The organism is Nonomuraea sp. NPDC002799, assembly GCF_053592075.1.
This window is the reverse complement of the sequence record NZ_JBSFVA010000001.1, coordinates 89,201-113,760: the sequence shown is the minus strand read 5'-3', so window position 1 is coordinate 113,760 and position 24,560 is coordinate 89,201. Positions and strand designations below refer to the sequence as shown.

Below are 24,560 nucleotides of genomic sequence, written 5' to 3'. Positions count from 1 at the left end.
TCTCTTCCCGTCGCGGCTGCTTATCCGGCGTCACTGTAACACCGGCCGAGTACGGCCCGGCCGAACCTGGCGCGAACTTGCCACCTTGCTGCCCGCCTGCTCGTGGCAGGCGCGGCACCAGGCTAGCTTCCTGCTCAGCACGCGGAGTTTCGTGGAGTTCTCATTCTCTGAATTGGCGTGGTCTACCATGGAAAATCAGATATTCGAGGCCGCGGAACGGCTCGCGGATAAACTCGGCGTCCCTTCCGGTGCGGTTATCGCGGTGGCCGGGCTGGTGGTGCTCGCCCGGCACTGCGGCGCGAAGGAGCTGAGCGGCGAGATCTGCGGGCAGGAGGTCCGGCTGCCGTGGCGCGCCCCCCTGCGTGCGCTCGTCGAGCGTGCCGCGACGGTGCCCGGCGTGGCCGGCCCGGTGGTGACGGTGACCACGGACGGCGGGACGCTGGCGGCGGATGTCGAGGCCCGATCGGTCGAGGCGGAACCGCTGCTGCGCGGGCGTCTGGGCGCGGCCCTCGCCGCGGATCTGGAGCAGCCGGCCGGGCGGGCGTGGTTGTGGGGCGAGGAGGACGAACGCATCGTCGCGGGCGCCCATACCGAGCGAGCCTGGGACAGAGACCGCACCGTGGCGTCGATGATCCGGGAGCACATGGTCTCCCGGCCCGGCGAGGTGGCGATCGAGCAGGACGGCAGGGCCGTCACCTACCAGCAGCTCGGCGAGCTCACGGCCGCCGTCGCCGCGGGCTTCGCGCGGGCCGGGGTCGCGCCCGGCGACCTGGTCGGCATCGGCCTGCCGCGCCGGATCGAGACCATCGCGGCGCTGCTGGCGACGTGGTCGCTGGGAGCCGGGTTCCTGCCGCTCGACCCTGCGCACCCGCCGCTGCGGCTGGGCCGCCAGCTGGAGGCGGCGGGCGCGCGCTACGCGCTGCTGCCGTCCGGTGCCGGCGTGCCCGGGTGCACGCTGCTCACCCTGGAAACGGGAGCTCCGGAAACGGGAGCTCCGGAAACGGGGGACCTGGAAACGGGGACCCCGGAAACGGGCTCGCCGCCCGGGTTCCCGGTGAGTCTCGACGGCGTCGCCTACGCGCTGTCCACCTCGGGCTCCACCGGCACCCCCAAGGCGGTCGCCATCCCGCACGCCGCGCTGCGGCACTGCGTGGGCGCCATCGCCCACCTGATCGGCGCCGGCCGCCCGCATGTCACCTGCATGGCCACACTGACCTTCGACATGTCGACCATGGAGATCTTCCTGCCGCTGGCGACCGGCGGGCGCCTGCTGCTGGTCCACGAGGACCTGCAGCGCGACCCCGAACGGCTGGCGGCCTGGTTGTCCGGCAGGCGCCTGGACCTGGTCCAGGCCACCCCCTCCACCTGGCGGATGACCGTGCCGTACCTGGAGCCGGGCAGCCTCGCGGGCGCCGATGTCATCGCGGGCGGCGAGGCGCTCAGCGCCTCACTCGCCGCCGGGCTGCAGCGCGCCGGCGCCCGCGTCTGGAACGGCTACGGGCCGACCGAGACCACCATCTACACCGTCACCCACCAGGTGCCCGACCCTCCGGCGGACCCGGTGCCGATCGGCAGGCCGCTGCCCGGCATCCGCGCCGCCGTACTCGACCAGTGGGACCGCGCGGCCCCCGTCGGGCAGATCGGCGAGCTGGTGCTGGCCGGCCCGCAGCTCGCGCTCGGCTACGCCGGCGACCCCGCGCGGACGGCCGCGGTCTTCCAGGAGCACCCCGAGCTGGGCCGGGTGTACCGGACCGGCGACCTGTGCGCGTGGCGGCCGGACGGCACGCTGGCCTACCACGGCCGCGTCGACCATCAGGTGAAGCTGCGCGGCCAGCGGATCGAGCTGGAGGAGATCGAAGCCGTCGCCGAGCGGCACCGGCTGGTCGTCAGGGCGGCGGCGGTGGTGGCCGAGCACACGGCCGACGACAAACGGCTGATCCTGTACGCGCAGGCGGACGGCCTGCGCGGAGCCGAGCTGCGCGAGCACCTGGAGCAGTGGCTCCCGCGCGCGCTCATGCCGCAGCACGTGGTGATCCTGCGTGCCCTTCCCCTGACCGGCAGCCAGAAGGTCGACCGGGCTGCGCTCCAGACGCACGCAGAGACTCTCGTGGAGGCGCGATGAAGATCCTGGGTATCAGCGGCCTGCACAACTCCGAGGAGTTCAAGCGGCGGGAACTGTCCGGGTTGTCGGAGCGGGAGTACCGCATCAGCCAGGGCCGCGACTCGGCCGCCGCCCTGGTCGTGGACGGCCGGATCGTGGCCGCCGCGGCCGAGGAGCGGTTCACCGGCGACAAGTCCACCGGGCGTTTCCCGGTCAACGCCATCAGGTTCTGCCTCGACCGGGCCGGGCTCGGGCTGGACGAGCTGGATCTGATCGGCCACGGCTTCGCCCACGAACGTTCCGAGCTGGAAACCGGCGACGGCTACCTGGCCAGGCGCTTCGCCGAGGTGTACGACCCGGAACGCCAGGTGGACTGGTTCACCGAGCACTTCCCCGGTACGGCGGTGGGTTCCCGCTTCACGCCCGTCCCGCACCATCTGGCCCACGCCGCCAGCGCGTACTACGCCAGCGGGTTCGACGACTGCCTCGTGCTCGTGGCCGACGGCAGGGGCGAGACGGAGAGCCTGACCGTCCTGTCCGGGACCGGCGGCAAGCTGGAGGTGCTGCACACCATCCCGGCCATGCACTCGCTCGGCACCCTCTATGGCGTGTTCACCCTGTACCTGGGCTTCGAGATGGCCCTGGACGAGTACAAGATGATGGGCCTGGCATCGTACGGCGACCGCACCCGCTACGAGCGCGAGCTGCGGCAGCTGGTGCACCTGCGTCCCGGCCCCGACTTCGCCGTCCCGCTGCTGGCCCGCGACGTCGACCTGCTGCAACGCGAGACGCACCGGGGCGCGCTGGCCGTCCTGGAGGAGCTGTTCGGCCCGGCCAGGGAGCCGGGAGGGCCGATCGAGCAGCGGCACATGGACATCGCCGCGGCGGCGCAGGCGGCGCTGGAACGCTGCCTGCTGCACGTGCTGCGGCACTTCCGCCGCCAGAGCGGGCTGCGGGACCTGTGCTACGCGGGCGGCGTCGCGCTCAACTGCACGGCCAACGGGCTCATCCTGCGCAGCCGCCTGTTCGACCGGGTCTTCGTGCCGCCGGGCGCGGGCGACGACGGCACGGCGGTCGGCTCGGCGTTGTACCTGCACGCGACGCGCAAACCCGAGACGCCGATCCAGCCGATGCGGATGCCGTACTGGGGCACCGCGTGCGACTCCGGCGAGATCGCCGCACACCTGGCGACCAGGACGGACGTGCGGTCGCGGCGCGTGACGGACGAGGCGGAACTGCTGTCGGAGACCGCCGAGGCGCTGGAGCGGGGGGAGGTGGTGGCCTGGTTCCAGGGCGGCATGGAGTTCGGCCCGCGCGCGCTGGGCTGCCGCAGCATCCTGGCCGACCCGCGCGAGGCCCGCATGCGCGACCACATCAACAACCTGATCAAGAAGCGGGAGGACTTCCGGCCCTTCGCCCCGGTGGTGACCGAGGCGGCGGCGCCGGCCTTCTTCGAGATCAGGCGCGGGCGCGAACGGCAGTACGCGCACATGTTGTTCACCACCAGGACCCGCCCCGAGCACCGCGAGCGGCTGGGCGCTGTCACCCACATCGACGGCACCGCCCGGGTCCAGGCGGTCGGAGCCGACGCCAACCCCCTCCTGCACTCGCTTCTGGAGGCCTTCGGCGCGCGCACCGGGGTGCCCGTGCTGCTGAACACCTCGTTCAACCTGCGTGGCCAGCCGATCGTGCGCACGCCGCGCGAGGCGGTCGACACGTTCCTGCGCGGCGGGCTGGACCGGCTGATCATCGGCGATCACGTGGTGCTGCCGGGGGGTGCCTCGTGAACCGCGCGATCACGCTCCCGGCCGACGTCGCGCCGACCGTACGGCCCGGCTACGCCCGCGGCCGCCTGTCGGTCGAGCTCACCGCCCCGGACGCGCCGGGGACGCCGCTGGCCTGGCTCGCGGCGGCGACGATGGCGCTGATCGCCGCGCCCGGCTCGGACGAGGTCGTCGTCGCGGCGGCGGGCTCCGAGCCGGTCGTCCCGCAAGCGGCGGACTCCGGGCCGGTCGTGCGGCAAACGGCGGACTCCGGGCCGGTCGTCCTGAGATCCGCGATCGGGGACGGCACGCGGCTGCGCGACCTGCTCGGCGCCACGTCGGGCGGCGACGGAACCCGGCTGGGCCGGGCGCCGGGCCCCGAGCCCCGGATGCTGGTCGCGGCGGGGATCGAGCGTGCCGAGGCCGAGCGGGCAGCCCTGGAGCTGCGCGACTGCGACGGCCTGTTCCTGCTGTACGGCACCGCCGGCGGCTGGCTGCTGGAGTGCGACTACGACACCGACCGCTACACCGAACCGGCGATGCGCTGGCACCTCGACCGCCTGGAGACGCTCCTGCTGCTCCTGGCCGAAGAACCGGACGCCCCGCTGGCGGACGTGGTGATCGCCGCCGAACCCGTGGCAGCCCCCCAGGACTGGGACGAAATCGCCTACGTGGCACCGCGCACGCCCACGGAGGTGACGCTGGCGGGCATCTGGGCCGAGGTGCTGGAGATTCCCCGGGTCGGTGTGGACGACGACTTCTTCGCCATCGGCGGTCACTCCATCCTGGCCGCCATGGCCCTGAGCAGGATCCGCGCGGTCTTCGGGGTCGAGGTGCACTTCGACGAGCTGTTCACCGCCCCGACGGTGGCCAGGTGCGCCAAGGTCGTCGAGCGTGCCGCGGCCGCCACGGCCCGACCGCTGTCCGGCGCGTCCGGGCCCGCCGTGGTGTCGCTGGAGCAGGAGCGCCTGTGGTTCCTGGAGCAGTGGCGTCCCGGCACCGCGCTCTACAACGTGCCGCTGGTCCTGGAGCTGACGGGACCTGCCGATCCCGTACGGCTGGGCGAGGCGCTGCAGCGCGTGGCCGCCCGCCATCCGGCGCTGCGCACCGCGTTCGAGACCGTCGACGGTCAGCCGAGGCCCGTGACCCTCGACTGCGAGGTGCCGTGGCGGCGGGATGAGGCCGGGGACTGGCAGCACGCCTGGCGGCTGGTGCGCGAACACGTCGCCGAGCCGTTCGACCTGAGCGTGCCGCCGCTGGTCAGGGGCGGGCTGGTCAGCGTCGCGGCCGACCGGCACCTGCTGTGGTCGTGCATCCACCACCTGGCCGTCGACGGCTGGTCGCTGGGCCACCTGCTCGACGACCTCGGCGCCGCCTGCCGCGGGCTGCCGCTGCCGCCGCAGGACGGGTTCGGCTACGCCGACTACGCCGCCTGGCAGCGCGGCCGTCCCGTCGCCGATCACCTGCAGTGGTGGCGCTCCTACCTGGCGGGGCTGCCCCCGCTGCTGGAGCTCCCCGGTGACCGGCCGCGTCCCGCGGTGCAGAGTTTCCGCGGCGGCACCCGCCGCCAGGTGTTGCCGCCGGAGCTGGCCGCGGCCCTGAAGGACTTCGCGCGGTCGCGGTCGGTGACCGTCTTCGACGTGGCGCTGTCGGCGTACGCGCTGCTGCTACGCCGCTGGACGGGCCGGAGCGACCTGGCCATCGCCACCCCCGTGGCCGCCAGGCCGCTGCCCGAGCTGGAGCCGCTCGTCGGCTTCTTCGTCAACACCCTGGTGGTGCGCGTCGACGCGGGCGGCGATCCGAGCTTCGCGCAACTCGTCGAGAGGGTACGGCACAGCACGACCGCCGCGCTCGGCCACCAGGAGCTGCCGTTCGCCCTGCTGGTGGAGGCGCTGCAGCCGGAACGGGCACTGAGCCACGCGCCGGTGGTGCAGGTGGCCTTCGCGCACTACCGGCCTTCGCACCACGACTGGGAGCTGGCCGAGGGGCTGGCGGCGCGGCTGCGGCAGGCCGACACCGGGACGGCCAAGTTCGACCTCACGCTCACCCTGCACGAGGCGCCGGGGGAGATGTTGCTGGAGGTGGAGTACGCCGCCGACCTGCTGGACGCGGCCACGGCCGACCGCCTGGCCGCGCAGTGGCTGGAGCTGGTGCGCGGGCTGCTGGCGGCGCACGGGGAGCCGGTGTCGCGGATCGGCGCACTACCCGCGGACCAGCGGCACCAGCTCACGACCTGGGCCCGCGTCGCCCCCGGCACGAAGGCCAGGGGTACGGAGGCCGGTGGTGCGAGAGCCGGTGGTACGGAGGCCGGTGGTACGAGGGCCGGTGCCGTGGACGCGGAGGCCGGTGTCGTGATCCCGGAGCTGGTCGCCCGGCAGGTCGCTGATCGCGGTGACGCCGTCGCCGTCTCGGCGGGCGGCGTCAAGCTCACCTACGCCGAGCTCTGGTCCAGCTCAGGAGCCCTGGCCGCGCGCCTGGGCCCCCGCCGCGGCCAGCTGATCGGCCTGGCCTGCCACCGCGGCGCCGACCTGGTCACCGCCATGCTCGCCATCCTGCGCACCGGCGCCGCCTACGTGCCGCTCGACCCTTCCTACCCCGCCGCCCGGCTGGCCTTCATCCTGGAGGACACCGGTGTGAGCACCGTCGTCGGGCACCGCGACCTGCTGGCCGCCCTGCCCCGGTCGGCACGCGAGACCGTCCCGGTCGACGAGCCCGGCGTGGAGCCGGGGCCCGACGTGCGGATCCACCCCGACGACGCCGCCTACGTCATCTACACCTCCGGCTCCACGGGCCGCCCCAAGGGCGTGGTGGTCGCGCACCGCGGCATCGCCCGCCTGGTGCACGGCGCCGACTACGCCCCGCTCGACACCACCACCGTCCTCGCCCAGCTGTCCAACGCCTCCTTCGACGCCATCACGTTCGAGGTCTGGGGCGCGCTGGCCAACGGCGGGAGGGTGGTCGTCGTCCCGCCCGCGACGGCCCTGTCACCGCCGGCGCTGGCCGAGCTGCTCCGGGCCGAGCGGGTCACCACGCTCTTCCTCACCACCGCCCTGTTCAACACCACCACCGGCGAGGAGCCGGACGTCTTCGCCACCGTCGACCACCTCTACTTCGGCGGTGAGGCGCTCGACGTGGCCCGGGTGGGCGAGGTGCTGCGCGGCGGGCTCGGCCCGCGCGCCCTGCACAACGTCTACGGCCCGACCGAGGTCACCACCTTCTCCACCTGCCTGCCGCTCGCCGAGCCGCCCGCGACCCGGGGCCCCATCGGCCGGCCGATCTCCGGCACCACCGCCTGGGTGACCGATCTGGACACCGGTGACCTCGCCCCGGTGGGCGTGCCGGGCGAGTTGTGGCTCGGCGGTCCCGGCCTCGCCTGGGGCTACTGGCGGCGGCCCGGCGCCACCGCGCGTGCCTTCGTCCCCGACCCCTTCTCCGGCGAGCCGGGGCGCCGGCTCTACCGCACCGGCGACCTGGTGCGCTGGACGCCCGCCGGGACGCTCGAGTTCCTCGGCCGCATCGACAGGCAGGTGAAGATCCGCGGATTCCGCGTCGAGCCCGGCGAGGTCGAGCTGGCCCTGTCGGCGCTGCCCGGCGTGCGGGCCTGCGCCGTCGTCGCGCGCAGTCCCCAGGACGGCCCGGTCGAGCTGATCGCCTACGTCCAGCCCGGCGGCGCCGCCACCTCGACGGCCACCTCGACGGCCACCTCGACGGCCGCACCGACGGCCGCACCGACGGCCACGAAGACGGCCTCGCCGACGGCCGCACTGATGGCCACGGAGACGGCCCCGCTGACGGCCGTGGCGGTGCGCGAGGCGCTGGCGCGTGAGCTGCCCGAACACCTGGTGCCCGCCCACGTGATCCTCGTGGACCGGATGCCGCTCAACCCCAACGGCAAGATCGAGACGTCCTCGCTGCCGGCGCCCGAGGAGGGGCGCGCCGAGGCGGGGACGGTCGTGCCCGCCGGTCCGGTGGAGGAGCTGCTCGCCGAGATCTGGGCCGAGGTGCTCGGCCTCGACCGGCTGGGCGCGACCGACGACTTCTTCGAGCTCGGCGGCCACTCCCTGCACGCCGTCAAGGTCACCACCCGTGCCGAACGCGCCCTGCGCACCCCGGTGTCGGTCCGCGACCTGTTCCAGCACAAGACCGTCCAGCGTCTGGCCTCCGCGCTACGCGAGGCGGACCCCGATCGGCTGGACCGCATAGCCGCCATCGTCCTGCAGGTACGGCACGCCCGTGTGGGCGCGGAGGAAGAGATCGCAGATGCACACTGACCGCGAACAGGAGCTGCTGATCGACCGGCTGCTCGCCGAAGCCGGCCTCGGCGGTACCACCGCGCCGCCGGCGGTACCGCGCAGGCGGCCGGGTGACGATCCGCTGTCATCGGGCCAGGAGCGGTTGTGGTTCCTGGACCAGTGGCGGCCCGGCACCCCCCTCTACAACGTGCCCGTGCTGCTGGAGCTGGACGGGCCGGCCGACGCGGAGGGGTTGCGCCGTGCCGTACAGGGGCTGGCCGACCGGCACGAGGTGCTGCGCACCGCCTTCGCCGTGGGCGCTGACGGCCGCCCGCGCACGCGGGTCCACGAGCAGGTCCTGGTGCCGTGGAGCCACGAGGAGGCGCCCGGCCGGCAGGCCGCCACGAAGCTCGCCGGCGAGCGTACCGGGGAACCCTTCGACCTGGCCACGGCGCCGCTGCTGCGCGCCGGCCTGATCAGCCACACCGCCGAGCACCATCTGCTGTGGATCTCCTTCCACCACATCGCCGTCGACGGCTGGTCGCTCGGGCTGCTGCTGGAGGAGCTGGCAGGCGGTGCGCCGCACGCCACGTCCCCCGCGCTTCCCGTCGAGTACGCCGACTACGCCGCGTGGGAGCGGGCCAGGCCGCTGGAGGAGGGGCTGGCCTGGTGGCGCGAGCACCTGAAGGGCCTCCCGCCGCTGCTGGAGCTGCCGACCGACCACCGCCGCCCGCCGGTCCAGGAGTACGGCGGCGCCACGGAACACTTCCGCCTCCCCGCCCCTGAGCGGATCCACGACCTGGCCAGGACCTGCGGCGCGACCGTGTTCGAAGTGCTCCTGTCCGCCTTCGCGCTGGTGCTCGGCCGCTGGAGCGGGCGCACCGACCTGGTGATCGGCACACCGGTGGCCGGCCGGCCGGCCCCTGAGCTGGAGGAGCTCGTCGGCTTCTTCGTCAACACGCTCGTCGTCCGCGTCGATCTGGCCGGCGACCCCAGCTTCGCCGAGCTGCTGGAGCGGGTGCGCGAATCGTCGGCGCAGTCGCAGGCGCACCAGCAGGTGCCGTTCGCGGCGCTGGTCGACGCGCTGCAGCCGGAGCGCGAGCTGTCCCACCCGCCGCTGGTGCAGGTGCAGTTCGGCCTGCACAGGCAGGAACGCGCCCGCTGGCGGCTGGGCGCCGCCGAGGCGGTGCAGCTGCCGGCCGACACCGGCACCGCCAAGTTCGACCTGACCGTCACCGTGGTCGACTGCGACGGCGAGCTGCGCGTGGAGCTGGAGTACGCGACGGCGCTGTTCGACGCGGCGACCGCGGGGCGGCTGGCCGCCCACTGGCAGACCGTGCTCGACGGGCTGCTCGCCGCACCCCACCTGCCGGTTTCGCACGTCGGCTCGCTGCCGGCGGCCGAGCAGCGCCTGATCGAAGGCTGGTCGGGCCCGGCCCGGCGGATCGAGGCGGGCGCGACCCTGTGCGATCTGGTCGCCGAGCAGGTCAGGGCACGGCCCGACGCCGTCGCCGTCACCGACGGGCCGCTGCGCCTCACCTACGCCGACTTGTGGGAACGCTCGGGCGACCTGGCCGCGCGGCTGGGCTCGGGTCCCGGCGACCTGGTGGGCCTGGCCTGCCGGCGCAGCGCGGAGCTCGTCGTCGGCATGCTCGCCATCCTGCGCACCGGGGCGGCCTACGTGCCGCTCGACCCCGCCTATCCGGCGCCGCGGCTGGCGTTCATGCTGGCCGACGCCGACCTGCGGATCGTGGTCACGCAGCGCGGCGTCGAGCTGCCGGACGGGGACTACCGCACGGTCCTGGCCGACGCCCCGGCCACCGGGCTGTCCTACGACGATCCTGAGATCGGCCCCGGCGACCTGGCCTACCTGATCTACACCTCCGGATCCACCGGCGCGCCCAAGGCCGTCATGGTCACCCACCACAACGTGGTCAGGCTGCTGGCCGGCACCCAGCCCGCCTACGGCTTCGGCCCCGGCGACGTCTGGACGCTCCTGCACTCCAGCTCCTTCGACGTCTCCGTCTGGGAGGTGTGGAACTGCCTGGGCACCGGCGGCCGGCTGGTCGTCGTGAGCCACTGGGAGAGCCGCGAGCCCGAGGCGTACTACGACCTCGTCGCCCGCGAGCGGGTGACCGTGCTGAACGCCACCCCGGCCGTCTTCCGCCAGTTCGTCGGCGTGGACGAGCGCCGGGCCGCCGACCTGGCGCTGCGGCTGGTCGTCTTCGCGGGTGACGCGCTCGACCGGGACTCCGTGCTGCGCTGGTGGGAGCGCCACCCGGAGGACACCCCGCGGCTGGTCAACATGTACGGCATCACCGAGACCACCGTGCACAGCACGTACGCGCCGCTGACCAGGGAGCTGCTGGCCGGGCGGACGAGCCCGATCGGGGTGCCCCTGCCCGACCTGGGCATCCACGTCCTGGACCGCGACGGCCTGCCGGTCGCGGCCGGGGTGATCGGCGAGATCCACGTCAGCGGCGACGGCGTGGCGCGCGGCTACTGGAAGCGGCCCGACCTGACCGCCGGGCGTTTCCTGCCCGACCCGTTCTCGGGCCGGCCGGGGGCGCGCATGTACCGAAGCGGCGACCTGGCCAGCTGGCGGCCCGACGGCACACTGGAGTTCCACGGCCGCGCCGACCACCAGGTCAAGATCCGCGGCTTCCGCATCGAACCGGGCGAGGTCGAGGCCGCCGTCTGCGACCACCCCCGGGTGGGCCGGTGCGTCGTCGTCGCGCACGGCTCGGCGGAGCGGCGTCTGGTCGCCTACGTCGAGTCGCGCGGCGAGCTGAGCGTCGAGGACGTGCACGAGTTCCTGGAGCCCCGGCTCCCCGCGCACCTCATCCCGTCGGTCGTGATCATCCTCGACGAGCTGCCGCTGAGCGGCAACGGCAAGATCGACCGGGCCGCGCTGCCCGACCCCGCCGAGGAGCGGCCCGCGTTGGGCCGGGCCTACCTCGCGCCGCGCACGGAGACCGAGCGGGTGCTGGCCGCCGTCTGGGCCGAGGTGCTCGAACTGGAGCGGGTGGGCGTCACCGACAACTTCTTCCACCTCGGCGGCGACTCCATCCGCAGCGTCCAGGTCCTGGCACTGGCCCGCGAGCGCGGGCTCGACTTCGAGCTGCAGCGGCTCTTCCAGCTGCCGACGGTGGCCCAGCTGGCCACGGACATCACGCCCGCCGCGCCGGTGGAACGGGAGCGGGAGCGGTTCGCGCTGGTGTCCGAGCAGGACCGGGCCAGGCTGCCCGAGGACGTGGTCGACGCCTACCCGATGGCCGCGCTGCAGGTCGGGATGGTCTTCCACATGGAGTCCGACGACCGCATGCTCTACCAGAACGTCGACAGCTTCCACCTGCGGGCGCCATGGGACGAGCAGGCGTTCCGCGCCGCGACCGCGCAGGTCGTGCAGCGCCACGACATCCTGCGCACCTCCTTCCACCTCAGCGCCTACAGCGACATGCTGCAGCTCGTCCACCACACCGCCGAGCTGCCGATCGAGGTGGCGGACCTGCGCGGGCTGAGCCCGGAGGAGCAGGGGCGGATCATCGGCGAGCTGGTCGACCGGGAGCGGGAACGGCCCTTCGACCTGGCCAGGCCGCCGCTGTGGCGCTTCTTCGTGCACCGGCGCGGCGCCGACACCTTCCAGTGGACGCTGGTCGAGCACCACGCCATCCTCGACGGCTGGAGCCTGCACTCCACGATCGCCGAGATCCTGGAGCGGTACGTCGCTCTGCTGAAGGATCCCGCCGCCGAGGCAGGGCCGGCTCCGGCCTCCACCTACCGCGACTTCGTCGAGGCCGAACGGCAGGCGGTGGACTCGCCCGGGGAACGCGCTTGGTGGAGCGAGCGGCTGGCCGGCCTGGAGAGGCTGGTGCTGCCCCGCTGGCCGGCCGGCTGCCCCGCCGAGGAGACCGCCTCGCCGTACGCGGTGGAGGACTGGACCCTGCCCGAGGGCAGCAGTGAGTTCTACGCCTGGCGCGAGACCAAGATCCCGGCAGAGCTCTGCCAGGGGCTCGAACGGGTCGCCGAGCGGCTCGAAGTGCCGTTGAAGAGCGTGCTGCTGGCCGTACACCTGCGGGTGCTCGCCTACCTGGCCGGGACCGAGGACGTCGTCACCGGCATGGCGTTCAACGGGCGGCTGGAGGAGGCCGACGGGACCGAGTCGCGCGGCCTGTTCCTCAACTCACTGCCGATCAGGGTACGCGCCGGCGGCACCTGGGCCGAGCTCGTCAGGGCCGTCTTCGAGGAGGAGAACGCCCTGCTGCCGCACCGCCGCTTCCCGATGTCGCAGATCCAGCAGTTGGCGGGCGGCGGGCCGCTGTACGAGACGCACTTCGTCTACAACCACTTCCACGTGCTGAAGGACCTGCTCGACAGCGGCGAGGTCGCCTTCGTCGACCCCAAGCTGGACGCCTTCACGACGGTCCGGGTCGAGCCGACCAACTACCCGTTCGTCTGCGGCTTCCTGCGCAACCCGCGCTCGGGCACGGGCTTGCTGATGGGGCTGGACTTCCACTCCGGCGAATTCGCGCCCGAGCAGGTCCGCCGCATCCGCGACTACTACCTGACCGCCCTGCACCAGATCGTCGCCGACCCGCGGGCGCCGATCGCCGCCGCGCCGCTGGCCGCGCCGGCCGAGCGCGCGCAGGTGGAGCGCTGGAACGCCACGCTGCGCCCGGCGCCGCTTGAGCGGTCGCTGGAAGAGCTGGTGGCGCAGCACGTACGGCTCAGGCCCGAGAGCGTGGCCGTCGTGGACGGCGAGACCCGGCTGAGCTACGCCGGGCTGTGGGAGCGCGCCGGAGCGGTCGCCGGGCGGCTCCGCGAGGCGGGTGTGCGGCCGGGCGACCTGGTCGGGCTCTGCGCCGAGCGCTCGGCCGACCTGGTGACGGCGATCGTCGGCATCCTGCGGGCCGGAGGCTCCTACGTTCCGCTCGACCCGTCGTACCCGGCCGAGCGGCTGGCGTTCATGCTGGCCGACACCGGCGCGGGCGTGGTGCTCGGGCACCGCCACCTGCTGAGCGGCCTGCCGCTGGCCGAGGGCCAGGGCCTGCCCCTGGAGGACATCGGTGCGGCGGCCGGCACCTGGGAGACGGGGCTCGGCGGCGGCGACCGCGTGGCGAGCGTGGTCTACACCTCGGGCTCGACCGGCCGTCCCAAGGGCGTCGCGGTCGCGCACCGCGGCATCGTCCGCCTGGTGTGCGGCACCGACTACGTGCGGCTCGGCCCCGACAGCGCCGTGGCGCAGTTGTCGAACGCCTCCTTCGACCCGTTGTTGTTCGAGCTGTGGGGCGCGCTGCTGAACGGCGGCCGCCTGGTGATCGTCCCCAACGAGACGGTGTTGTCGCCGCCCCGCCTGGCCGAGCTGGTCAGGGCGGAGGGCGTCACCACGCTCGCCTTGGTGACCGCGCTGTTCAACTCGGCGGTCGGCGCCGAACCCGGCGTGTTCGCCACCGTCGGCCAGGTCTACATCGGCGGCGAGCGGGTCAACCTGGCCAGCGTGCGCCAGGCGGGCCACGCCGGGCTGCACAACATCTACGGCCCGACCGAGGTGACCAGCATCTCCACCTGCCGGCCGCTGGCGGACCTGCCCGCCACCAACGGCCAGATCGGCCCGCCGATCGCCAACACGCAGGCCTGGGTGGTGGACTCGACCCTCTCGCCGGCCCCCGTCGGCGTGCCGGGCGAGTTGTGGCTGGGCGGCCCCGGCGTGGCCGTCGGCTACTGGCGGCGGCCCGGCCTGACCGCAGGCCGCTTCGTCGCCGACCCGTTCTCCGGCACACCGGGAGCCCGCCTCTACCGGACGGGCGACCTGGCCTGCTGGCGGCCGGACGGCACGCTGGAGTTCCTCGGCCGCCGCGACCACCAGGTCAAGGTCAGGGGATTCCGGGTGGAGCTGGGCGAGGTGGAGGCGGTCCTGGCCGCGCACCCGGCGGTGGCCACCTGCGTGGTGACCGCGCCCGCGGGCAAGCTGCTCGCCTACGCCCAGCCCAGCGCGGCCGTCAGCGCGGAGGAGCTGCTCGGCCACCTGGCCGGGCGGCTGCCGGAGCACATGGTGCCCGCCACCGTCATGATCATGGACCGGCTCCCGCTGAATCCCAACGGCAAGATCGACCGGGCCGCGCTCCCGCTTCCCGACGCCGGACGGCCCGCCGCCCGCACCCGGTACGTGGCGCCGCGCGACCCCGTCGAGGAGGCGGTCGCCGGCATCTGGAGCGAGGTGCTGGAGATCGAGCGGCCCGGCGTGGAGGACGACTTCTTCGAGCTCGGCGGCAACTCGCTGCACGCCGTCCAGGTCGCCTTCCGCATCCGCACCGCCTTCGGCGTGGATCTCGGCATCAAGCAGATCCTGGCGGAACCTCGCATCTCCGCGCTGGCCGTACAGCTCGGCGCGGAGCTCGACCGGCTCGTCCTGGCACTGCCGGACGACGAGCTGGCGCGGCTCCTGCAGTCCGAATCATGAGAGGACCCGCACGCATGTCGGAGACCTTCGCCGCGCGGATCGCCCAGCTGCCGCCGGAGCGGCGCGAGCTCCTGCTGGCGCGGCTGGCCGGGGGGCGGCGCCCCCCGGCGCCCCGCACCGGCGGGCCGCTGGCCCTGTCCTTCGCACAGGAGCGGTTGTGGTTCCTGTGGTCCATGGCGCCGGACAGCTCGGCCTACAACGCCCCCGCCGCCGTACGGCTGCGCGGCCCGCTCGACATCGAGGCGCTGAGCAGGGCGATCGACGGGGTGGTGGCCAGGCACGAGATCCTGCGCACCCGCTACGTCGCGGACGGCGGGGTGCCCGCCCAGGTCGTCGAGGCCGCCGCGCCGGTCGGGCTGCCGGTCGTCCCGGCCGCGGAGCACGAGCTGCGGCGGCTGGCCGACCGGGAGTGCGCGGTCCCGTTCGACCTGGAGCGCGGTCCGGTGTTGCGGGCCACGCTGTTCCGCCTGGCGCCGGACGACCACGTGCTGCTCCTGGTCATCCACCACATCGCCGCCGACGGCTGGTCGCTGCCCATCCTGTGGCGGGAGCTGGACGCGCTCTACCGCGGCCAGGACCTGCCCGCGCTGGACCTCCAGTACGCCGACCACGCCCACGACCAGCGGGCCGAGGCCGGCGGCGACGGGCTGGAGCACTGGTGCGAGCACCTGGCCGGGGTGGAGGAGCTGACCCTGCCGCTGGACCGGCCGCGTCCGGCCGATCCCGCCCACCGGGGGCTGCTCGTGCCGGTCCAGGTGCCCGGCGGCAGCGTCGCGCCCCTGCGCGAGCTGGCCAGGCGGAGCGGCTGCACGCCGTTCATGGTGCTGCTCGCCGCGGTGCAGGCCCTGCTGTCGCGGGTGACCGGCGGGCACGACATCGCCGTGGGCGCCCCGACGGCGGGACGCGACCGGCCGGACGTCGCGCCGCTGATCGGCTTCTTCGTCAACACCCTGGTCGTCAGGACCGGTACGGCGGGTGATCCCACCTTCCGCGAGTTGCTGGCCAGGACCAGGACGAGCGCCCTGGACGCCTTCGCCCACCAGCACATCCCGTTCGAGCGCGTCGTCGAGCGGCTCAACCCGGTGCGCGAGGCCGGGCGCAACCCGCTGTTCGACGTCATGGTCACCGGCGGCAGCGACGCCGCGGGCGCCCGGCCCGCGCTCGGCGGGCTGGCGGCCGAGCCCTACCCGTGCGACGGCGGCGGCGCGCTGTTCGACCTGACCTTCAGCCTGGACGACTCCTTCGCGGGCACGCTGGAGTACGACGCTGAGCTGTTCGACCAGGCCACCGCCGAGCGCCTGGCCGGCCGGCTGGCCGAGCTGCTGCGGCAGGCCGCCGACGACCCCGACCGGCCCGTCTCCGCGTACGAGCTGATCACCGCGGCCGAACGACGCCGGCTGGCCGGATGGAACTCCACCGGGCTCGCCTTCGACGCGACGACGGGGCTGGAGGCGCACTTCGAGGCCCGCGCCGACGCCGCACCCGATGACCTGGCGCTGGTGTGCGGCGCCGACCGGCTGACCTACGCCCAGGTGGAGGAGCGGGCCAACCGGCTCGCTCACCTGATCGCCGGGCTCGGTGCCGGGGTGGACGACGTGGTGGCGGTCTGCGTGGGCCGCGGCCCCGACTCGGTCATCGTCCCGCTGGCCGCGCTCAAGGCGGGCGCCGCGTTCTTCCCCGTCGACGACGACCAGCCCGCGGAGCGGCTGGCCGCCATGTTCGCCGGGGCCGCCCCCGCGGTCGTGCTGACCGGCTCCGGCTTCGGCGCGGCCGTCCCGCCGGGGCCGTGGCGCGTCGCGGACGTCGCCGAAGCGGCTGGGCAGCCCGCGCACCGGCTCGCGCGACCGTCCGGACGCCAGGTGTCCCCGGACGCCCTGGCCTACGTCATCCACACCTCGGGCTCGACCGGCACCCCCAAGGGCGTCATGGTCACCAGGCGCGGGCTGGCCAACCTCCGGGCCGACTGGGCGGCCCGCGAGATCACGGCCCGGCGCTGGCTGACGGTCGCCAGCCCCTCCTTCGACGTCTTCCTCGGCGACCTGGTCAGGAGCCTGGGCTTCGGCGGGAGCCTGGTGATCGCGCCGCGTGCCCTGGCGCTCGATCCGGCCGAGCTGGCCGGCGCGCTGGCCACCGAGCGGATCGAGGCGTTCGACAGCATCCCCGCCGTCCTGCACGGCCTGGCCGGGCACGTGGCGGCCACCGGGCTGGAGCTGCCCGAGCTGCGGCTGCTGGTCTCCGGCGGGGACGCCCTGCCGGTGGCCGACGGCGACGCCCTCATGGCGACCTTCGGCCCCCAGGTGCGGGTGCTGAACGCCTGGGGCGCCACCGAGACCACCATCGACAGCACCATCCACGAGGTCCGCCGGGGCGCCCGCACCGTCTCGGGGATCGTGCCCGTCGGCTCCGCCGCCGCCAACACCGCCGTCCACGTGCTCGACGAGCACGGCAACCAGGTGCCGATCGGCGTCGTCGGCGAGCTGTACGTCGGCGGTCCCGGCGTCGCGCGCGGCTACGCGAACCAGCCCGCGGCGACCGCCGGGAGCTTCGTACCCGACCCGTTCGCCGTGGAGCCCGGCTCCCGCCTGTACCGGACGGGGGACAGGGGGCGCCGGCTGCCCGACGGCGGCATCGAGTTCCTCGGGCGCGACGACGACCAGGTGAAGATCCGCGGGCACCGGGTGGAGCCCGGTGAGGTACGCGCCGTCCTGCGCGGGCATCCGGCCGTGGCCGACTGCCACGTGCTGGGCCTGCCGGACGGGCGAGACCACCGCCTGGTCGGCTACGCCGTCCTGAGTGCGGGCGCGAACCACGGCGGGGGCGCGGATCCGGGTCCGGGCGCGGGCGGGGGAGTGGACGCCGCCGAGTTGCGCGACTTCTGCAACGCACGGCTGCCGCGGCCGATGTGGTTGTCCTCCGTGGTCGTGGTGGACACGCTGCCGCGCACGCTGAGCGGCAAGGTCGACCGCTCGCGCCTGCCGGACCCGGGCACCGGGGCGCAGAGCAGGCGGGCCGCCTACGAGGCGCCGCGCACCGAGCTGGAGCAGGCCGTGGCCGCGATCTGGCGGCGCGTGCTCGACCTCGGGGAGGCCGCCGAGATCGGCGCGCGCGACGACTTCTTCGACCTCGGCGGCCATTCCATGCTCGCCACGCGGATCCGGTTCGCGCTGCGGCAGGAGCTCGGCGCCGACCTCCCGGTCACCGCCGTCTTCGAGGCGCCGACCGTGGCGGCGCTGGCGGCCCGGGTCGCCGCCGCCCGCCCCGCGCCCGCCCCGATCGAGCCGGCCTCCCGCGAGATCGCGCTGCCCCTGTCGTTCGCGCAGGAACGGCTCTGGTTCCTGTGGAAGCTCGCACCCGGCAGCGCCGGCTACACCATGCCGGTCTCGGTACGGCTGCGCGGCCCGCTCGACACCGAGGCGCTGAGCAGGGCGATCGACGGAGTGGTGGCCAGGCACGAGATCCTGCGCACCCGCTACGTCGAGATCGACGGCCGGCCCCGCCAGATCATCGACCCGCCCGCCCCGGTCGAGCTGGGCGACGGGCTGGCCGGCGCCCTGGAGCAGCCCTTCGACCTGGAGCACGGTCCCGTGTTGCGGGCCAGGCTGCACCGCGAGTCGCCCGGCGTGCACGTGCTGCTGCTGGTCTTCCACCACATTGCCTGCGACGGCTGGTCGCTGTCCGTTCTGTGGGAGGAGCTGGCCGCCCTCTACCAGGGCCACGAGCTGCCGCCCTCGCACGTCCAGTACGCCGACCACGCCGTCCACCAGCGTTCGACGGCCGAGCCCGCGAGCCTGGACCACTGGACGGCCCGGCTGGCCGGTCTGGAACCACTCGACCTGCCCGCCGACCGGCCGCGCCCCGTCACCCTCGCGGGGAGTGGCGGCCACGTCCTGCTCGACCTGCCTGCCGACGGCATGCGCGGGCTGGCCCGCGAGCACGGCGTCACCGTCTACATGGTGCTGCTCGCGGCCGTGCACGCGCTGCTGTCGCGGCTGAGCGGCCGGCATGACGTGGCCGTGGGCACGCCGACGACCGGCCGCGACCACCCCGCCACCGAGCCGATGATCGGCTTCTTCGTCAACACCCTGGTCCTGCGCGGCGACACCTCGGGCGATCCGGGCTTCGCCGAGCTGCTGCGGCGCACCAGGCAGACCGTCCTGGAGGCGTTCGCCCATCAGGACACGCCGTTCGAGCGCGTCGTCGAGCGGCTCAACCCGGTGCGCGTTCCCGGCCGCAACCCGCTGTTCGACGTGCTGGTCACCTACTCCAAGGAGGAGCGCCGCGACATCTGGGCGCTGCCCGGCCTGGACGTGGAGCGGCTGGACGCCCCGATGCCCACCGCCCAGTTCGACCTGACCTTCGCCGTGCACGAGAGCGGCGGACCGGGCGGGGGGCTGCACGGCGCGCTGCACTACGCGAGCGAGCTGTTCGACCGGACGACGGCCGAGGCGATGGCGGCCCGGCTGGCGCGCTTGCTCCGCGCGGCCATCGCCGAACCGGGCGAGCCGGTCTCACGGATGCCGCTGCTGAGCGCCGAGGAACGCGGCCAGGCACACGGCCCGGGCAGGGACGGGCAGCCGGAGCTGCTGCCGCACGTCTTCGCCGGCCACGCCGCCCGTACCCCGGACGCTCCGGCGCTCGTCGCCGGCCCGGACACGTGGACCTACGCCGAGCTCGACCGCGAGGCCAACCGGATCGCCCACCACCTGATCGCGCGCGGTGCGGGACCGGAGAGCGTGGTCGCCCTCGCCCTGCCGCGCTCGGCCGGGCTGATCACCGCCATCCTGGGCGTGCTCAAGGCCGGCGCCGCCTACCTGCCGCTCGACGTGAGCCACCCGGCCGAACGCCTCGCCTCGACGCTGCGCGACGCCCGTCCCCGGCTGCTGCTCACCTGCCGCGAGGCGGGCGTGCCGTACGAGCACGGCCTGCTGGTGGAAGAGCTCGGCGACGGGCCGGACCACGACCCCGGCACGCCCCTGACGGCCGGCACGGCGGCCTACGTCGTCTACACCTCGGGCTCCACCGGCACCCCGAAGGGTGTCGTGCTGGAGCATCGTGGTCTGGCCAACCTGACGGCCAACCTGGGCGAGCGGCTGGACGCCGCGGGCGGGCCCGAGCACCGGGTGCTGCAGCTCGTCTCTCCCGGGTTCGACGTGATGGTCTCCGAACTGGCCACGGCCTTCGCCCGTGGCGGCTGCCTGGTGGTCGCGCCGGCCACGCACACCGGCGAGGAGCTCGGCGTCTTCCTGCGGGAGCAGCGGATCAGCCTGGCCCACGTGCCGCCCGCGATCCTGGCCACCGTGCCGCGCGAGCCGTTCCCCGACCTGCGCGTGCTCGTCGTCGGCGGTGAGGGCTGCCCGGCCGGGCTCATGGAGTGGTGGTCCACCGGCCGCACGATGATCAACGCGTACGGGCCCACCGAGGTGACCGTCGACGCGACCGCCTGGCGCTGCGAGCCGGGCACGATGCTCATCGGCCACCCGCTCGCCCGGATCGAGGCGCACCTGCTGGACGCCGGCCTGCAGCCGGTGCCGCCCGGCAGCCGCGGCGAGCTGTACATCGGCGGCCCCGGCGTCGGCCGTGGCTACCTCGGCCGGCCGGACCTGACCGCCGCGCGCTTCGTCGCCTGGCGCGGCGGCACCCGCCTCTACCGGACCGGCGACCTGGCCCGGCGGCTGCCCGGCGGCGCGCTGGAGTTCCTCGGCCGCGCCGACGACCAGATCAAGCTGCGCGGCCACCGCATCGAGCCCGCCGAGATCGAGCACGCGCTGGGCCGGGCGCCCGGCGTCACCTCAGCGGCCGTGATCCTCCGTGACGACCAGCTGATCGCCTACGTCGTGCCCGCCACGGCCAACCCGGCGGCCGTCCTGACCCACGTCCGCACCGGGCTGCCCACCCACCTGCTGCCCTCGATGATCCTGCCGCTGGACGCGCTGCCGCTCACCCCCAACGGCAAGCTCGACAAGGCGGCCCTGCCCGAGCCGCCGGCCACGCGGCACCGGCCGCCCCGCACGCCGCGCGAGGAGACGCTGCTGCGGTTGTTCAACGCCACACTCAACGCCACCCATCTGGGCATCGACGACGACTTCTTCGCCAACGGCGGCCACTCCATGCTGGCCACCCGGCTGATCAGCCGGGTGCGCGGCGCGCTGGGCGTCACGCTGACCATCCGCGACCTGTTCGACCACCCGACCGTGGCCGGGCTGGCGGAGGTGCTGCGCGAGGACGCCAGGCCCGCGCTGCGCCCGATGGCCCGGCCCGACCGGCTGCCGCTGTCGTTCACCCAGCGCCGCATGTGGTTCCTGAACCGGCTGGAGGACGCGGGCGACCACGCCCAGAACACCCTCACCTGCCTGCGGTTGCGCGGGCCGCTGGACAGCACCGCGCTGGCCGCCGCGCTCACCGACGTGGTGAGCCGGCACGAGCCGCTGCGCACGGTCTTCCCCGAGGATGCCGGCGGCCCCTACCAGCAGATCCTCGCCCCCGTCCCCGTCGGGCTGACCGCCGAGGACGTCGACGGGGCCGACCTGCCCGGCCTGCTGACCGCCGTGGCCTCGCAGGGCTTCGACCTGACCCGCGAGACGCCGCTGCGCGCCAGGCTGTTCAGGACGTCGGCCGGCGAGCACGTGCTGCTCCTGGTCGTGCACCACATCGCCTGCGACGGCTGGTCGATGGCGCCGCTCTCGCGCGACCTGGCCGAGGCCTACCGCGCCAGGCTGGAGAACCGGGCTCCCGGCTGGCGGCCGCTGCCGGTGCGCTACGCCGACTTCGCGCTCTGGCAGGACCCCGGCGACGACCACCTGGACTTCTGGCGCACCACCCTGGACGGCCTGCCCGACCAGCTGGAGCTGCCTGCCGACCGGCCGCGCCCGGCCATCGCCGGCTACGGCGGCGACACCGTGCCCTTCACCGTCCCCGCCGAGCTGCACGGGCGCATGGCCGAGGTGGCGCGCGAGCACGGCGTCAGTCTCTTCATGCTCACGCAGGCCGCTCTCGCGGCGCTGCTCACCCGCCTGGGCGCCGGGAACGACATCCCGATCGGCACCGCGGTGGCCGGCCGTACGGACGAGAGCCTCGACGACCTGGTCGGCTGCTTCATCAACACGCTGGTGCTGCGCACGGACACCTCGGGCGATCCGAGCTTCGCCGAGCTGCTGGCCCGGGTACGGCACGCGAACCTGGCCGCCTACGAGCACCAGGAGACGCCGTTCGAGCGGGTCGTCGAGGCGCTCAACCCCACCAGGACGCTCTCCCGCTTCCCCCTCTTCCAGGTGCTGCTGGTCTTCCAGAACAACGCCGCCGACGACCTGTCCTTCCCCGGCGTCCAGGCGGCCCACGAGCCGGTCCGGCACGGCACCGCCGACTACGACCTCACCCTCGACGTCATCGAGCATTACGACGCGTGCGGCAGGCCCGAGGGCATGGACGCCTACCTCGAGTACGCCGTGGACCTGTTCGACCGCTCGACGGCCGAGTCCATGGCCGAGCGCCTGCTGCGCCTGCTGGAGGCCGCGGCCGAGGAACCGGGCGCCCCCATCGGGGCGCTGCCCCTGCTCACGCCCGACGAGCTGGAGCTGGAACTGGCCCGATCGCGCGGTCCCGCGATCGAGCCACTGGACGCGACCGTGCCGGAGTGCTTCGAGCGGCAGGCCGCCCGGACCCCGGACGCCGTCGCGGTCGTGTCGGGTGACCAGCGATGGAGCTATACCGAGCTCAACCGCCGGGCCAACCTCATCGCCCACCATCTGCGCGCCAGGGGCGCGGGCCCGGAGCAGCTGATCGCGCTGGCCGTGCCGCGCTCCGCCGAGATGATGGCGGCGGTGCTGGGCGTGCTCAAGTCGGGCGCCGCCTACCTGCCGCTGGACCTGGAGCACCCGGCGGAGCGCATCGCCTACACGCTGGACGACGCGCGGCCCCTGCTGGTGCTGACCACGCGGGACGCCGCCGTGCCGTACGAGCGGACGGTGCTGCTGGAGGAGGTGCCCGACGGCCCGGATCCGGGCGACCCGGCCACGCCGCCGCGTCACGGGCACGCCGCCTACGTCATCTACACCTCCGGTTCCACCGGGCGGCCCAAGGGCGTGGTCCTGGAACACGGCGGCCTGGCGCACCTGCTCAACGCGCACCGGCACGGGCTGTTCACCGCCGCCCGCGGCGAGCGGCTGCGCATCGGCTTCGTGGTGCCGCTGACCTTCGACACCTCGTGGGACTCGATGTTGTGGCTGATGGACGGGCACGAGCTGCACGTCATCGACGACGTCACCCGCCGCTCACCGGAGGATCTGGCCGGCTACATCGACGCCCACCGCATCGGCTTCGTCGACCTCACCCCGGCCTTCATGGAGCAGCTGGTCGCCGCCGGGCTGTTCGCCCCCGGCAGGCACCACCCGAAGGCGCTGATGGTCGGCGGCGAGGCGGTCTCGGCGGGATTGTGGCGGGCGATGCTGGAGGCGCCCGTCACCGACAGCTACAACTACTACGGCCAGACCGAGTGCACCAACGACAGCACCGGCTACCGGGTGCGCGACGGCGACATCCCGCTGATCGGCCACCCGCTGGCCGACACCGAGGTGCTGCTGCTCGACGACAACCTGCTGCCGGTGCCGCCCGGCGTGCGCGGCGAGCTGTACATCGGCGGTCCCGGCGTCGGCCGCGGCTATCTCGGCCGGCCGGGCCTGACCGCCCAGCGCTTCGTGGCCGCCCCCGGCGGGCGGCGGTGGTACCGCACCGGCGACCAGGCCCGGCGGCGGGCCGACGGCGCGCTGGAGTTCGTCGGCCGCTCCGACAACCAGGTCAAGCTGCGCGGTCACCGGATCGAGCTGGCCGAGATCGAGAACACGCTCGGGCAGGCGCCCGGCGTCACCCAGGCGGCGGTCATCGTCCGCGACGACCAGCTCGTGGCGTACGTGACCCCCGAGAACGCCGATCCCGCGCGGCTGCACGGCCACGCCCTGGCCCACCTGCCGACCCACATGTTGCCCGCCGCCTACCTGCCGCTGCCCGTCCTGCCGCTCAACGCCAACGGCAAGCTCGACCGCCGGGCCCTGCCCGAACCGCCGCGCACCCGTCACCGCCCGCCGCGCACGCCGCGCGAGCACATCCTGCTCAGCCTGTTCGCCGAGGCCCTGGAGCGCTCGGAACTCGGCATCGACGACAACTTCTTCGCCGCCGGAGGCCATTCCATCCTGGCCGCCCGGCTGATCAGCAGGGTGCGCTCGACGCTCGGCACCGCGCTGAGCATCCGCGACCTGTTCGCCGCGCCCACGGTGGCCGAACTGGCCGAGCGCCTGTCCGGGGAGGGGATCGGCGACGACCCGTTCGACACCCTGCTGCCGCTGCGGCCATCGGGCACGCTGCCGCCGCTGTTCTGCGTGCACCCCGTCGGCGGCGTCAGCTGGTGCTACAGCAGCCTGCTGCCGCACCTGGAGCCGGACCGGCCGGTCTACGGCCTGCAGGCCACGGGGCCCGACCAGCCGGGTTCGGTGACCGAGATGGCCGAGCACTACCTGGAGATCATCCGCCGCGTGCAGCCGGACGGGCCCTACCACCTGCTCGGCTGGTCGTTCGGCGGCCTGGTGGCGCACGCCATGGCCGAGCGGCTGCCCGGCCAGGTCGGGCTGCTGGCCCTGCTCGACGCCTACCCCGCCTTCTCCGGCGCGGAGCGGCCGGGCATCGAGGACGCCGCCGAGGCCCGCGCCCTGCTCATGGACTCTGTCGGCTACGCGGCCGACCTCGACGAGGAGCTCATCGCGTCGATGACGGAGACCGTGCTGCGCAACTCCAAGCTGCTGGACGCCCACCGGCCCGGCCGCCACGACGGCGACGCCCTGCTGTTCGTCGCCACCCGGACCTGGCCGGCCGGGCTGCCGGCCGCCGGGATCTGGGCGCCGCACGTGGCGGGGCGGCTGACCGTACACGAGATCGACTGTGCCCACGACGCCATGGCCAGGGCCGAGGCGACGGCCCTGATCGGGCCGATCGTGGCCGGACACTGCCGGGAGGCATGA

At 74.3% G+C, this 24,560-nt stretch carries 5 protein-coding genes; all 5 read left to right on the top strand.

Features of this window, described 5'->3' with window-relative positions; all coding sequences use genetic code 11:
* The first annotated feature begins 187 nt into the window (after nucleotides 1-187).
* The 5 genes from ACWD0F_RS00445 to ACWD0F_RS00425 are packed head-to-tail and all read left to right on the top strand — an operon-like array spanning nucleotide 188 to nucleotide 24,560.
* Complete coding sequence (locus ACWD0F_RS00445) at nucleotides 188-2,122, top strand: amino acid adenylation domain-containing protein (RefSeq protein WP_449871285.1); 1,935 nt, start codon at nucleotides 188-190, stop codon at nucleotides 2,120-2,122.
* Nucleotides 2,119-3,888, top strand: coding sequence for a carbamoyltransferase family protein (locus ACWD0F_RS00440; RefSeq protein ID WP_449871283.1), 1,770 nt, complete (start codon nucleotides 2,119-2,121; stop codon nucleotides 3,886-3,888). Before ACWD0F_RS00445 ends, ACWD0F_RS00440 begins: the two co-directional genes overlap by 4 nt.
* Entirely contained in the window at nucleotides 3,885-8,135 is a 4,251-nt protein-coding gene (locus ACWD0F_RS00435) for an amino acid adenylation domain-containing protein (RefSeq protein WP_449871281.1), read from the top strand. Before ACWD0F_RS00440 ends, ACWD0F_RS00435 begins: the two co-directional genes overlap by 4 nt.
* Nucleotides 8,125-14,556: an amino acid adenylation domain-containing protein gene (locus ACWD0F_RS00430; protein ID WP_449871279.1), complete on the top strand. Its 6,432-nt coding sequence runs from the start codon at nucleotides 8,125-8,127 to the stop codon at nucleotides 14,554-14,556. Before ACWD0F_RS00435 ends, ACWD0F_RS00430 begins: the two co-directional genes overlap by 11 nt.
* Nucleotides 14,553-24,560 (top strand): amino acid adenylation domain-containing protein, encoded by a 10,008-nt coding sequence (locus ACWD0F_RS00425; RefSeq protein ID WP_449871277.1) that lies wholly within the window; start codon nucleotides 14,553-14,555, stop codon nucleotides 24,558-24,560. The genes ACWD0F_RS00430 and ACWD0F_RS00425 overlap by 4 nt, the downstream gene beginning before the upstream one ends.